Consider the following 13,462-nt stretch of genomic DNA (forward strand, 5'->3'; position numbering starts at 1 on the left):
TATTCAAGCGTGAGTAGTTCTTCGTCACTCGGTGGCATAAATAGACTGCAGCATAACGGTTGCGCGCCCTGTGCCACCATCTGTTTGCGCTGTGATGCGGTAGCGTCTGCAGTTATATGGATCGCTTGAGTCACCTGGTCTACAAGAAAAAGTATTGCCTAAATACTCCACAAAGTATTTAGGGGTAATTGCGAGAGAACCACTGCCAACGGTGCTGGCATTTTCCCAGCCAGTGAAAGCGGTATCTAACCAGCGTGCATTCGTGCTTGCTGTAGTAATTCCACAAACATTGATTTTTCCAATCTTCGCGCAATTGGCACCCGCTGCAGGTGTTGGTTTTTCCGACTCAACCAAGGTTTCAATTTCCTTTAATGCGGCTTCTGTGGCTTGCAAAGCAAGGTTTCTATCGTACATGTTAGATGTCAGTCGCTCTTCTGCGGTAATCTGACGTATAGTCGCAATACCCAGCAGCGTCATAATTGCCAAGATAATCAGACTAATTACAAGTGTTACACCTTTTTCGTAGCGCATTATATTTTTTTGTTAATGAAATTCAAGCTCATGGCGTTGCCTGAAAGAGTGTATCTCTGCTTCTTAGCCCAACTGCATACACAAGAGGCTTTTCAATGAGGGTGTTACTTGTACTAATTGAGTTTTCGCTTTGTAAGGTAATTGCAAACCTAACAGCAACTACTTGCTGGTCATTTGACTCGGTCCAAGCGCCGCTTCCAGCATCAAATACACTATTGTCTGCATTGATCCAACTGGAAGCTAGGGTGTTAGTGGCAACGTTTTTGGTAAGATACTGAATTTTCATATCCTTTATATTTGTTAGTACTTCATCTGTATCAGTGGTAATTTTAATGCCGCTGGAGTCCTTTCTTTTGGTAATTCGTTTTTTGTATAGCGAATTTTTTCCATTGCTGCCAATTCCTATATACCAAAATGAGGTTTTTAGGTTTGCAATTTGCGCATAAGTAATATCAAAATTTTTCGTAGGTGCCGCTGCACAGTTGACTGGAGTTGGGTATCCAAGGTTGTTCGAGCAGTTGAGTGCAGTAAAACTCTTGTCGTAGCTAAGTATTTTAGATGTATCACTAAATGTCGCGACTTGGAATATTGCTGCGCTTTGAAGATCGCATGCGATTACCACATCGTCCTGTGTAACGCTAGTGCTGGAATTTAAGACCATCTCCATTGCCGTTGCATCATGTGAGAGAATGCTGGCTGAATTTGAGTCAGACTGCATGATTAAAATCGCGTCAGTGTTTGGTACGCGATTGTTTTTGCTAGTTCCAAAAGGTACTATGTCGGCTATATTGGTGGTTCCTGAATACCCGCGAACTGTTCCTGCATTCCAGTCACTCCACCAAGGTATGGTGCTCGGGCTTGGCCTTAGCCTAACTAGGTTGGCTACGAGCTTTGAACCACACGGCGTTTCGCCGGCTTCCTTTAGATCGCGCGATAGGACATCGAAGGCAACCCTCGCATTCTCTTGAATACGAGCTATGTTTTCGGTTACTTGGAAACTTTGTTTGTTTGTGCTTAGTACACTGAGTATTCCTGATACAAGAATCAAGCCAAGTACAAGGGCAACCAATAGCTCAACGAGTGTAAAACCTCGGTTGCTGCGGCACATACGGATTGGTTCTTTAGTTGACATGAGCTTATATGCTCGACCGAATTTCAACTTTTTGAGCACCTAGACCGCCTGCAAGGCTATCGTCCCATATCACTTGAACGCGACAATTTCCAACAGCGTCACAAAAAATTGCACCTTTGGTTGTGGTGTCGTTAATTGTTCCGATGTTCTGTTTAACTGCAGTCAGCCACAGTTTTCTATTGGCATCAAATAAACTATTTCCTGTGATTGAGTCTGGGTTATATATGGAGCCATTTATTTCATCGTTTGAATTCAGTGTTCCAGTGTTGTAATTCAGTGCCTTGGCACTGTTTGGGTCTACACGTAACATTTCCATCATGTACGTTGCAAGCATTACTGCCTGAGACCTCTGCAAACTACTCACATTACCTTTGAGTGCACGTGCTTGCAATCCAGCCATGCCTAAAGTACCTACACTCAGTATTAGTACGGCGACAAGTATTTCTATGAGAGTCGCACCTTTTTGCGCGCCATTTTTAAGCCAGCTACGGTTTGATTTCGAAGTGATGGCGGGGGTAGTATTCATTTTCACTGTTATGTTGGAGCTGGGCAGGTGGCGTCTACTACCGGTGTATTAACTGTTACTCGTCCGGCAAAGTTGATGGTTAGATCACGTGCCCTTGAGTTATTTTCTATTGCCGTAGACTTACTACAGACGCGAATTTTGCCCATCAGTGCGGCACCCGTATTCGTCTTTGCCTGACCATCGGGGCCGTAAGAGATATATCGAGTGAGTCCATTTGCACCAATGATTACGATTTGATTTTGGATGGGTGGAAATAGAAAGTTTATGGTGTCACCTGCATCAATGTTGGCAGTAACTCCACTGTGGTTGGGGTCCGAAAAGACAATCCAACCTTGCTCCCATGTGCCCGCGGTGGTGCATTGAATGCCATTTGAACTCACACACATCGTGGCACGTCGACCAGTTTTTGCGGCGGTTGAGCGTGTTTGCGCGAGGCTTGTCACTAAATCGCTCGTTGCACTTCGAACAGCGGAAGACGCCGCTGCACTTCGAAAACTGGGCACAGCGATAGTCAAAAGTATGCTTAAAACCGTCAGCGCAACCATGAGCTCCAGCAGGGTTATTCCGGCCTGACTTGTTCGGGGGCGTTCTTTGGACATATATTTATCAAGGTTGTGTTCAACCTTTTATTTCGGCTCAGCTAGGTGGAAACACTGCCAAGTTGGCAGGCGGTTGTTTTTCAACTATCAGTGGCGATGCATGCCATTTTTCGGACGCTTTTCGCTAGCGGTCGACTGTGCTTTTTGTCAATATGATGAAGTACGGCCTTGTTGAGTGGGCACAAATTTTTCTACCTTTCGTTATGCCGACACATTGGCATTTACCTTGCCGCACTTGCTGGACATGTCAGAATTCTTATGTGTGAGGCGGGATTGCTTACCCAAAATATTGGTAAAGTAGATTTCATCTTGATTCACTTTGTTGTTGAAGCGGTCCAGGTATAGGATCGCGAACTGGTTCATTGCTTCTTTTCAATCTCTATTGGTTCGGCTCCAGTCGCCAGTGATATTGCGCAGCGCTAGCAATATGAGCTGGCTGGCCGCGTCTTCCGAAGAGAAGTGCTCCCGTGAGTTAATGGTCTTGCAAAGGCTGGCGTTGACGCTCTCAAGGGCATTGGTGGTATGGATGGCCTGCCAGGTGTGCGCCAAGTAGAGATGTGACCACACTGAAACTGTAGCGGTGTTGATGCGGGTATACAGGTCCACGGTACATTGCGATGGTATTGAATGAAATCAGGTGTGTCATTGCCGGGAAAACTGAGATCGTATATTCAAGTATTTCGTTATGCTCCAAGTATGCTCGACATCTAGATGACATTAATTTGCAGTAAATCTATGTAGTATTTTGAAATATACTCACACATACACACGCCACGTGGTTTTGTGAGAAAATTCCATCATCTGCAATAAGCACCGTGTGAGTTTGCAAATCCATAGGACGCTTATCAACCATTGAAAATGAAAATTTACAATGCGCATATTCGGTTTGGATTTTTCGTCGGCACAAAACACCCGTCAAAGCACGACAACGACCCAAAAAAAATCTCGATTGCGGGTATTTAGCTGCAAGACAAAACCAGTACCGACAGCCAAGCCAGTGCAAGTTGCTGCATATGCACAAAGCTCATCTCCGATGAAAAGTCGTCATCGGAGTCGGCAACAAAACCGAACTCCAAGGTACCGACACCCAGTCCCTTGAGACCAGCTTCGTAAAGACGGACCCGACCAAAGCAGGTGAACTCATCAAGGATCCAGCAAAAACGCCGCCCACATCTCCCAGACCGAGGACTCTGAAACAGCAGGCCTAGACCAAGAACAAAAGGGCCGGTAATCCCCCCGATAAGCCGAAGTGCCGAGAAGTAGAATTTTCTGAGAAGGAAGTTCTGCGTGAAGAAGTCGAGGTTTACGGACAGCCAGATCATGGCTACATTGAGGCGTGTAGAAGCAGGCCTGCCAGTGCCCGAAATCTGTCTGGAACTGGGTATCAGCAGTGCCACGTTTTACAAGTGGCGTGCGAAGTTTGGCGGTATGGACACCTCCATGATGTCGCGTATTAAGGAACTCGAGGACGATAACCGACGTCTGAAGAAGATGTACCTCGTAGAGAAGCTCAAGGCTGAGATCGCCAAAGAAGTTGTGCAATAGCGCGGGCTAACCATACGGGTGGCCTTTGGGGTATTCTCGATCAGCGAGTCCTGCTACCGCTATGAATCCAAGCGAAACGCTGAGAACGCGCTGACTGCCGACTGGCTGGGACAACTCACGGACAACCATCGCAGCTGGGGCTTTGGCCCGTGCTACTTGTACCGGCGCAACGTCAAAGGCTTCGGCTGGAACCATAAGCGCGTGTACCGCATCACCGAGAGCTGGAATTGAACCTGCGCTTGTTCAACGTGATTGATGACTTCAACCGCGAGGCATTGCGCATCGAGGTGGACTTCTCACTGCCCTCGGAACGCGTGATACGGGCCTTGAAACAGATCATTTCCCGGCGAGGTAAAGCACCGGTAACTCGCTGCGATAACGGGCCGAAAAATATCAGCCAAACGATTCAAAACTGGGCCAAGGAATGGGGCATACGGTTTGGATACATTCGGCCTGGCAAGCCCCAACAAAATGCCTATGTCGAACGGTTCAACAGGACCGTTCGCTACGAATGGCTATCCCAGTGTTACTGGTCCAGCATTGAAGTGGTTCAGGACTTCGCCATCCAGTGGACGTAGTCCTAGAATCACGACTGCCCGAATATGTACCTGGGCGGTTTCATCCCAAAGCAGCATCTGGCCATGGCTGTATAACTGTTCTACTTTTAGGATCAGTGGAAGTCGGGGGGGGGTACCTTTTGGGATCGTTAAGCACTTTCATTCAGAACTTGGCTGCCTCGGTGCGCACGATCCATAAGCCCATAATTTCACGCGTGCCGTCGCTCAGCACACCTAGGGCCAGGTAGACGGCCTTTCTGCGGACCACAGCATTCTCGCGACTCTTCATCTGCAAGGCGTCAAAAAAGAGCAGCGGATAGATGGGCTCTAGGGGAGCATGACTGCTAAATTGTCACCTCGGACATCATGGCGTCCGTGACAGAGCTGACGAACTCCGGCGAGCCTTGTCTACCTTACTACTCTGCTAGGAAATTTTGTATCTCGCGTATCCTTATGCCGCGTGCGTACATGGGCACGATCTTGTTGTCAAAGCCTGTGTAGCGGACTTCGTGTTTCGGGAAAAGGTTTGGCTCAAAGCAGTCAGCGCGGACCCGAGTGACTTCGATGCGGAGGATGTCGTCTTAGGTCAGGCAGGTCTTGGCAGTAGCTCCATTTTGGGGCTGCGGGGGAGGTATACGCTTTTCTGAAGGGGCATAACCCACAGTTGGTGGGTGATTTCAGCGCCCAGGGGACGCACAATCAGTGCCATGTTGACGGCTATCGAAGCGGTAACGACCAACTCAGCGCTCACGGGGCGATTGATAAACTGGTCAATGAGTTCTTTGGGTATGGTTGGCAGCGCCTGTGCGGCTAAGCCCTTCCTTGTTTTGCTCGGTCTACATGCTCCCTGGTGACATGGTATGCCTCACCCACAAAATTTCCGATAGGCTCCATTGGCTTACCGACTCACCTCGTCTACCAACGTCTTGAACTCGTCAATGTCTTCGAAACTGCGGTAGACGCTTGCAAAGCGAACATATGCCACTTTGTCCAGTTTCTTGAGCTCGCGCATGACGAGTTCACCGATCTTTGTGGACTGTAGTTCCCTTTGGCCAAGGCTAAGTAGCTTTTCTTCAATCCGTTCGATCGCACTGTCAATTTGTTCAATGCTGACTGGGCGCTTGCGCAAGGCAAGGTTCATGGATGCCAAGAGTTTGGGGCGCTCGAAGTTAATCCGTCGCCCATCTTTCTTTACGATAACGGGGAAGTTGACGTCAGGTCGCTCGTAGGTGGTAAATCGCTTTTCGCAGGACGCGCATTGGCGTCTGCGGCGAATGAAGTCCCCGTCTTCAGAGATACGCGTCTCTACGACTTGGGTATCTGTATGGCTGCAAAACGGGCACTTCATTGTTGGGAGGCTTAGCCGTAGACAGGGAAGCGGGTCGTCAACGCGTGTACTTTGGCTCTGACTGCTTCAATGTTGTTGGCATCCCGCGGGTTGTCCAAAACATCCGCTATCAAGTTCGCCGTTGCGCGAGCTTCGGCATCTTTGAAGCCACGAGTCGTCATGGCAGGTGTGCCAACGCGAATTCCGCTGGTGACCATGGGTTTCTCAGGGTCGTTGGGGATGGCATTTTTGTTAATGGTCATATGTGCAGAGCCGAGCACCGCTTCCGCTTCTTTGCCCGTAATGCCCTTGGATCGCAGGTCCACCAACATCAAATGGCTTTCAGTGCGCCCGCTGACAATCCGCAGTCCGCGCTCTGTGAGAGTTTCGGCCATGATGCGCGCATTGGTGATGACTTGCTGCTGGTACAGCTTGAATTCTGGGCTGAGTGCTTCTTTGAATGCAACTGCTTTAGCTGCAATCACGTGCATCAGTGGACCACCTTGCAAGCCAGGGAAGATGGCGCTGTTGATGGCTTTCTCGTGCTCGGCCTTCATCAAGATGATGCCGCCACGTGGACCACGCAGGCTCTTGTGGGTTGTTGATGTAACAACGTCCGCATGAGGGACTGGGTTAGGGTATAAGCCCGCTGCAATTAATCCCGCGTAGTGCGCCATGTCGACCATGAAGATCGCACCGACTTCTTTGGCTATCTTAGCGAATCGTTCAAAATCAATGGCTAGAGAGTAGGCGCTGGCGCCCGCGATAATGAGTTTGGGTTTGGATGCGCGCGCAGTTTGTTCCATCGCGTCGTAGTCGATTTCTTCTTTGGAGTTCAAGCCGTAGCTCACGACATTGAACCACTTGCCACTCATATTGAGGGCCATACCGTGGGTGAGGTGTCCACCCTCGGCCAAACTCATTCCCATAATGGTGTCGCCGGGCTTGAGAAACGCCAAGAAAACAGCTTCGTTGGCTGACGCTCCGCAATGCGGCTGAACGTTGGCGGCTTGTGCACCAAAAATTTGCTTGACTCGGTCAATGGCAAGCTGTTCGGCGATGTCTACATGTTCGCAACCACCGTAATAACGGCGACCAGGATAGCCTTCGGCATACTTATTCGTGAGCTGACTGCCTTGCGCCGCCATTACCGCTGGAGACGCATAGTTTTCGCTAGCAATCAATTCAATATGGTGTTCTTGGCGCGTGTTCTCTTGGAGGATTGCGGCCCAGAGTTCGGGGTCAGTGTGTTCTACGAGGATATTGCGTTGGTACATGGCAGTGCCTATTGACAATGAACTTTGACCAGCATCGGCTGGTCAAAGACTACCCAGGCGAACGGCAAATCACACCAATCACGTAACCGGTGTGGCACGCTTCCTTGTGGTGTCCCACTTCAGCAGCGTGTGCCGCTGAGTGCGGTCGCTGCCTATCGCCAGTTGCGTGCGAGCGCAAGTTTACCCGAGCTTGCCTAGGAGTTGGCGATGCTAGCCATTGTTTCTGGTTCTGCGGGCGCCGGTGCTGGGGACTTGTTGCCAGCGGGGATGATTTGAGGTGTAAATGTAGGTACCGAGCGTCCTGAAGCTACTTGCTGCAAGCGACCGTGCTCAGCTAGGACCTTCGCCACATATCCGCCGTCGTCCTCCATGTTGGCCGCGCCTACGTAGTATTTGAGGCCACCTTCGACAGAGCCGGCGCGGGCAATGCATTCTTGCAGTACTTTGACGCCCACCCTCAGGTTGCTAACCGGGTCAAAAGCGGCAAACTTGCCCCCGAACCCCTCGTACTTGTCGCTGTGCACTTTTGTCATGACTTGCATCAAGCCTTGCGCACCAACCGCGCTTTGGGCAAAGGGATTGAACCCTGATTCCACTGCCATAACCGCAAGAATCAGCGTCGGGTCTAGCTTGGTCCGGCTACCGGTTTCATAGGCTTCTGACACCAACGCACTGATGGGCTCCGGTGCAACGCTGTATTTTCGGCTCAACCAGTAAGCCACCGCAGCTTGTTGCTTGGGCAGGCTTTGAGGGTTGGCGGCTGTTGCGCGTTCGTAGGCCACGTTGTCACTAATTATCCCGGTCACGGCTTGTTGGCGATCTTGCAACCAGCTAAACAACTGGGTCTCTCCGGCTTGGCGGATCTCTGGCTTGGCAGTGAGGGCAATTGCCGCAAACATTACGGCTAAACCCAACAGAGCAAAACCACTGTGGGTAATTTCAAAAAAACCTTGGGCGATATCGCTTAGAAATACGCGAGTGCCTTTGGTGAACTTTTCGGTCGCTGTCATAGCTATTCCTTCTTTTGCGTGGGCCATGTACGCAGCACAGGTGGCTGTGCTTATGCTATGGCGCCTCGTTTGGGTTGGTACGCTATCAATATCCTGCGGCGTCGATACGACATGTGCAGCGATTTGAATATGCCGGGTTCGGCAGCGGATGCGGGTGAACCCGCTAGATTTTTGGTTGGGCGGATTCTATGGTCATTTGTTATATCGAGTCAACCATAAAGAATTGATTCTTAAGTCTAATCAAGAATAAATTTGCTCTATCCGAGCCGTGACAGGCAGTTAGATCGAGATCCTCAAGTCAACAATTATTCCAATCTCCTCATCGGTTTAGATTGAAAGAAGTAGTTGAAAACCGCCTTATGGGTACCTAGACTGAAAGCACCTGTTATAGGTATTCTGTCGGCAGTAGCCAGTTGTTTGCCGTGATGGTATTTGCAATAAAGCGGCCCCGATAGGTGTTAATGAGGCAATCCATTGCTTCTAGTGCACTGGTGGACGAAACGCTCCACAGTGCCAAGCCCGACGGCTTGGGCCTCAGGCCTGCCGTCAAGCCCGGGTACTGGTTGTTCTACCAGCCCCGGGCTTTCTTGTTTCTTGGAATCCTTGGTGTGGTCGACTATGCATCACCTCCATTCACCAATTTTCTGCCTCAATCAAGCGATTAGGGTTGCAATCTGTAGTTCGAAGCAGTCCTTTTGCTCGCGGTGCGTGCCCCATTGCCTTGGTACTAAAGGTCGCAACGCTATGCATTTCGAGCGAAAAACCGGCTTCTTTCGTGTGAGTGCTCGACTTCACGCGAAAAACGGTCGTTTAGCGGCGAAAATACTAGGTTGTGGTTTTTCACTCAACTAACTCCCAACCTATTGTGACGTCGACTTCTTCCTCTAAAAACAACGATATGGCCCAACTAGACAGCATGACTGGCGGAGCTTTTTCTGCACCCACATCTGGGGAACGCTCTGCGCGCGTGCGCGACTGGTTACTAGGCAACCCTAGCTATGAACAACTGACGGCAGTCTTCAAAGAACTGTCAGTTAAGGACAAAGGGGCATCCAAGCTGGTTCGTGAACGTTTGGATGAGGTAAAGCGAACCAAAGGTCAGGAGCTATTGGTTGCGGAGTGGTCGACAAAAGCACAGGCACTTTTGGAGACGGCCAAGATGAATGTCGCTGATGCGATGGCGTGGCAGCGAGATGCTGCCAAAGCGGGGGCTCCGCTGAGTAAAGAACCGCTGTTTGCCTTACGTACCCAGCTGTCAGAACGCGTCCGTGTCATTGAAGATTTGCAGCACCGTGTACAAGTACAGCGAGAAGCCGCGGTCCTATTGGCTCAGCGCATTGAAGTTTTGTCTACAAAGCCTTGGCGAGACGCCAATGCCTCTGTTGAAACGCTTCAGGTGGACGTGACACATTGGCAGTCTCAGGCTGAACAACTCTTAGCTGACCCCAGTTGGGCCAGTGTTGACGTGAAGTTTCCTCCGCTGCTGGATGCATCAAGGGGCCAGCTATTGGTAGTGTGGGACGCATTTCAAGGCGCCCTCGCGTTGGCCGTTGCTGCGGCAGCTGATGTCGCGGCGCCTTTGCCACCTGTACCCGTGTGGGCTGATGAGTTACGCGTACTGCGCGGAGTCCCTACTGAAGTTGCGACGCGGCAAGCCAAGCCCAAGATCGATCCAGAGGTGCGGCAAAAGGCAAATGCGGCTGTGCGCGATGCTTTGGCTGCGCTCGAGCAAGAAGTCGGTGAGGGCCATGGCAAAGCGAGTGCAGGAGCTGCTGGGGCACTGCGCCAAGCGCTGAAGGAGCACGGCAAGTTCATTGACGACAAGCTGGATAAACAAGTGCATGGCGCATTGGCCGCAGCGGGCGAGCTTGAGGGGTGGCAGCGCTGGCGTGCAGATCAGTTGCGTGAGGAGCTTGTCGCCAAAGCTGAAGGGCTTCTTGCGCGGCCTGAAGGTCAGGCAATTGGTGGGCGGAAGATGCAGGAGACGCTGCGCACCCTGCGTGACCAGTGGAAGCAAACCGATCAGGGTGGCGTGCCGAACCATGCAATGTGGAAGCGTTTCGATGAGGCGTGCAACGAGGCCTACAAGGTCGTAGAGGTATGGCTGGATAAAGTGAAGGCAGAATCCGCCGAGCATAAGGCGCAACGATTGGCACTTATAGAGGAAGTCAATGCTTGGGCTTTAGCCAATCGAACAGCCTTGGATGATGACTGGAAAGGCTTTAACCGGATACTGCATCAGTTCGGAGATCGTTGGCGCGATGCCGGGCACTTAGGTGAAAAGGCCTTTGCCGAATTGCAGGCCTTGTGGAAGTCGGCAATTGCCAACGCCGCCGCTCCCTTAGAAGCCTTGCAAGCGGAAAGTTTGAAGTTGCGCCACGCCATGATTGATGAGGCCAAAGCGTTGGGGGCCGCTCCTGTGCTGCGCATAGATGCGGTCAAGGCATTGCAACAGCGCTGGCAGGCAGAAGCACACGCTGTACCAATTGATCGTAGGCAAGAGCAAAAGCTCTGGGATGCATTCCGAAAACCCATCGACGAAGCATTTAACCGGAAAACAGCAGAGCGCGAGAAAGCGCAAGTTGCGCTGAGTGCGCGCGATCGAATCGTTCTTGATGCTGCCAAAACTCTAGAAAACGCAAATGCTAGCGGTGACGCACAAGCGATTCGTGCCGCAATGGCCGCTTTGGATGCGGCGCTGCGAGGGCAAGCGCAGGCGCAAGCTGATATGAGTGCAGCGGACGCACAGGCTAACGCTGCGCAAGGTGCGGCAGCAGATGTGATTTCTGATGGGGTTGGGGCTTCTGCGCCCATAGATACTGCGCAGAGTGCTATTGAAAATATAGCAATTGATGCGCCTGCAGCTCCCTCAAAGCCGGCCCCAAAGCCGGTGATCGCGATGCGTGGCGATGACCGCCCTGGCATGAAAAAGGAAGTGCCCGCTGCCCCCGGTCGGGGTGACCGCAAAGACCATGGTCGTGGCCCGCGCGACGGCAAACCTGGCATGGGGGCTCGAGGCAGCGAGCGCGGCGCAAGGGGGGATCGGAACGAGGGTGGCGCACGTGAGCAGTCTAGAGATTGGCAGGATGCTCCGCGTCTGGGGGATGCCGCATTCAGAGCTCAGCGCGATGCGTTGGACAAAGCACAGCAAGCTTTGCGCACGCTGGCGGCGCAAGCCCATGGTGAAGCATTGACGCAGTTGATGGCTGCGTGGGAGAAGCGCGACGCAAGTGCTGTGCCAAGCGCCCAAGATTTGGGCTCGCGGGCATCGGCGCCAACACGCGCAGCGTGGTTACAGGCACTAGGGGCTGAGGTCAAGACTCCGGCAAAGTCTAATGGGCGTGCGGTAGATCCTCAAACAGCCTTGCTGCGTTTGGAAATGGCCGCAGAGGCACCTTCACCAGCGGAGCTGCTGAGCGCCCGTAGAGCATTGCAATTGCAATTGCTTACGCGCCGCAATGATCCCGCGCCTGCTGAAACTTGGGGGCAAGACGTTGCAGTAGTGCTGGCTTCAGACTACAACGCATCAGATGCTCGTCGAGTTCAGGCGGTCTTAAAGGTGCTGTTAAAGAAATAGATGCAAGATAATTTTTCCCTGCTCTTGGGGAAATAGCACTTGGAAGTCGCATTTCGCTATCTGGAGTGCGACTTCTTTTTATGGTGTGACTGTGACACGCTCCGCAGCTAAGGCGTGGGGCGTTGAGGTGGCTAGTTGCAAGCGCAGCAATTGCGCGCGTGCAGGAGTTACAGACAAGTCCCAATCACTCAGGACAATACGCTGGTGCTCGTGATCTAGTTGGTGTGTTGCAGGTTTGTGTGTATGGCCATGGATCAGCGTTGGGGTGTTCATTTGTACCATGAGGCCTAAGGCGGCTTCGGTATCAACATCCGCGTAGACTGTTCCTTTTTGCTTCAGAGCTTCGCTTTTTGCCCGCATATTGCTTGCCAACTCAATACGTTGATCGAGCGGCTGCGACAAAAACGAAGTTTGCCAATCAGGACTACGAACCATGGCTCTGAACTGCATGTACGCGTGGTCGTCAAGGCACAAAGCGTCCCCGTGGCTCAAAGCCCAGCGCTGCATGCCAAAGACGAGAGTGCAGGGGTCGCTGATTAGCCGCGTGCCTGATGCGTTAGCGAATCCTTGCCCTAATAGGAAATCCCGATTGCCGTGCATGACGTGAACAACAGAGTTCTGTGTGCAAGACCGGAGTCGCCGCGTGCACATTGCCTCAAAGGATGACGCATTGTCCAAGACATCGTCGCCCACCCACACCTCGAAGAGATCCCCAAGAATGAAGATGGCGTCAGCTTGGGTGGTGTTTAGGTAGTGTTCCCAAGCTCTAAACGTCTTGGGCTCACTTGCATGGAGGTGCAAGTCTGATATGAACTCAACACAGCGCCAGTGGTCTGGCGCATGTATCTCCATGGCAGGGGTCGTCAACAATTAAAGCGCAATGGCTTTTTCAATGATGACATCTTCTTTTGGAACATCATCGTGAAACCCCTTTCGACCGGTCTTCACGGCTTTGATTTGGTCGACCACTTCCGCCCCTGAGACGACCTTACCAAACACTGCATAGCCCCAGCCTTGGGGTGATTTGCTGGTGTGGTTAAGAAAACCATTGTCAGCAACATTGATGAAAAACTGTGCGGTTGCGGAGTGCGGTTCACCAGTGCGCGCCATAGCGACCGTGTAGATACTGTTTTTCAAGCCGTTGGAAGCTTCATTTTCAATAGGAGCTGCGCAGTCCTTTTGGGTCATGCCAGGTTCCAGGCCGCCGCCTTGAATCATGAACCCAGGAATCACGCGGTGAAAAATAGTATTGTTGTAGTGGCCTTTGCCAACGTACTCCAAGAAGTTGGCAACCGACTTTGGCGCTTTTTCTTGGTCAAGTTCAAGGGTGATGACGCCATAGTTGCTAACGTGTAGTTCTACTTGGGGGTTGCTCATAAAT

General features: G+C 51.6%; 11 protein-coding genes, 3 pseudogenes and 1 riboswitch. Of the genes and pseudogenes, 2 read left to right on the forward strand and 12 right to left on the reverse strand.

The window, feature by feature from the left end; genetic code table 11:
- Window positions 1–24 precede the first annotated feature (24 nt).
- From EXZ61_RS08675 to EXZ61_RS21900, 6 genes and pseudogenes are all read right to left on the reverse strand, one after another.
- Window positions 25–531 carry a pilus assembly PilX family protein gene (locus EXZ61_RS08675; protein WP_142810965.1) on the reverse strand — a complete coding sequence of 169 codons (507 nt, stop codon included), beginning with the start codon at window positions 529–531 and terminating at the stop codon, window positions 25–27.
- A gap of 28 nt (window positions 532–559) precedes the next feature.
- Complete coding sequence (locus tag EXZ61_RS08680) at window positions 560–1,663, reverse strand: prepilin-type N-terminal cleavage/methylation domain-containing protein (protein WP_142810967.1); 1,104 nt, start codon at window positions 1,661–1,663, stop codon at window positions 560–562.
- Between the two features lie 4 nt (window positions 1,664–1,667).
- On the reverse strand, window positions 1,668–2,189 hold the full coding sequence (gene pilV, locus EXZ61_RS08685; RefSeq protein WP_142810969.1) for a type IV pilus modification protein PilV: 522 nt from the start codon (window positions 2,187–2,189) through the stop codon (window positions 1,668–1,670).
- Window positions 2,190–2,197: 8 nt separating this feature from the next.
- Window positions 2,198–2,788, reverse strand: a complete 591-nt coding sequence (locus EXZ61_RS08690) for a GspH/FimT family pseudopilin (RefSeq protein ID WP_142810972.1) — start codon at window positions 2,786–2,788, stop codon at window positions 2,198–2,200.
- Between the two features lie 375 nt (window positions 2,789–3,163).
- Window positions 3,164–3,322, reverse strand: a pseudogene (locus EXZ61_RS08695) (transposase); the annotation flags it as partial.
- Window positions 3,323–3,747: 425 nt separating this feature from the next.
- Entirely contained in the window at window positions 3,748–4,110 is a 363-nt protein-coding gene (locus tag EXZ61_RS21900; RefSeq protein WP_168224643.1) for a hypothetical protein, read from the reverse strand.
- Here EXZ61_RS21900 and EXZ61_RS08700 point away from each other — a divergent pair.
- Window positions 4,076–4,986, forward strand: a pseudogene (locus EXZ61_RS08700) (transposase). The gene EXZ61_RS21900 and the pseudogene EXZ61_RS08700 overlap by 35 nt on opposite strands.
- A 70-nt stretch (window positions 4,987–5,056) precedes the next feature.
- On the opposite strand, the pseudogene EXZ61_RS22125 reads toward EXZ61_RS08700, so the two are convergent.
- The 4 genes and pseudogenes from EXZ61_RS22125 to EXZ61_RS08725 all read right to left on the reverse strand — a co-directional run.
- Window positions 5,057–5,752, reverse strand: a pseudogene (locus EXZ61_RS22125) (transposase); the annotation flags it as partial.
- A 36-nt stretch (window positions 5,753–5,788) separates the two neighbouring features.
- Complete coding sequence (gene nrdR / locus EXZ61_RS08715) at window positions 5,789–6,238, reverse strand: transcriptional regulator NrdR (protein ID WP_142810978.1); 450 nt, start codon at window positions 6,236–6,238, stop codon at window positions 5,789–5,791.
- An 11-nt stretch (window positions 6,239–6,249) separates the two neighbouring features.
- On the reverse strand, window positions 6,250–7,494 hold the full coding sequence (gene glyA / locus EXZ61_RS08720; protein ID WP_142810980.1) for a serine hydroxymethyltransferase: 1,245 nt from the start codon (window positions 7,492–7,494) through the stop codon (window positions 6,250–6,252).
- A gap of 44 nt (window positions 7,495–7,538) precedes the next feature.
- Window positions 7,539–7,670, reverse strand: a riboswitch (ZMP/ZTP riboswitch).
- Between the two features lie 18 nt (window positions 7,671–7,688).
- Window positions 7,689–8,504 (reverse strand): lytic transglycosylase domain-containing protein, encoded by an 816-nt coding sequence (locus EXZ61_RS08725; RefSeq protein ID WP_142810982.1) that lies wholly within the window; start codon window positions 8,502–8,504, stop codon window positions 7,689–7,691.
- Between the two features lie 898 nt (window positions 8,505–9,402).
- Between EXZ61_RS08725 and EXZ61_RS08730 the strand changes: the two genes are divergently transcribed.
- Window positions 9,403–12,081: a DUF349 domain-containing protein gene (locus EXZ61_RS08730; protein ID WP_142810984.1), complete on the forward strand. Its 2,679-nt coding sequence runs from the start codon at window positions 9,403–9,405 to the stop codon at window positions 12,079–12,081.
- A gap of 78 nt (window positions 12,082–12,159) precedes the next feature.
- On the opposite strand, the gene EXZ61_RS08735 is transcribed toward EXZ61_RS08730, so the two are convergent.
- Both EXZ61_RS08735 and EXZ61_RS08740 read right to left on the reverse strand, forming a co-directional pair.
- The gene (locus EXZ61_RS08735) at window positions 12,160–12,933 is read right to left on the reverse strand and encodes a UDP-2,3-diacylglucosamine diphosphatase (RefSeq protein WP_142814172.1); all 774 of its coding nucleotides are present in this window, start codon (window positions 12,931–12,933) and stop codon (window positions 12,160–12,162) included.
- An 18-nt stretch (window positions 12,934–12,951) separates the two neighbouring features.
- Window positions 12,952–13,458, reverse strand: coding sequence for a peptidylprolyl isomerase (locus EXZ61_RS08740; protein ID WP_142810986.1), 507 nt, complete (start codon window positions 13,456–13,458; stop codon window positions 12,952–12,954).
- Window positions 13,459–13,462: the final 4 nt, after the last annotated feature.

Source organism: Rhodoferax aquaticus (genome assembly GCF_006974105.1).
Lineage (GTDB): Bacteria > Pseudomonadota > Gammaproteobacteria > Burkholderiales > Burkholderiaceae_C > Allorhodoferax > Allorhodoferax aquaticus_A.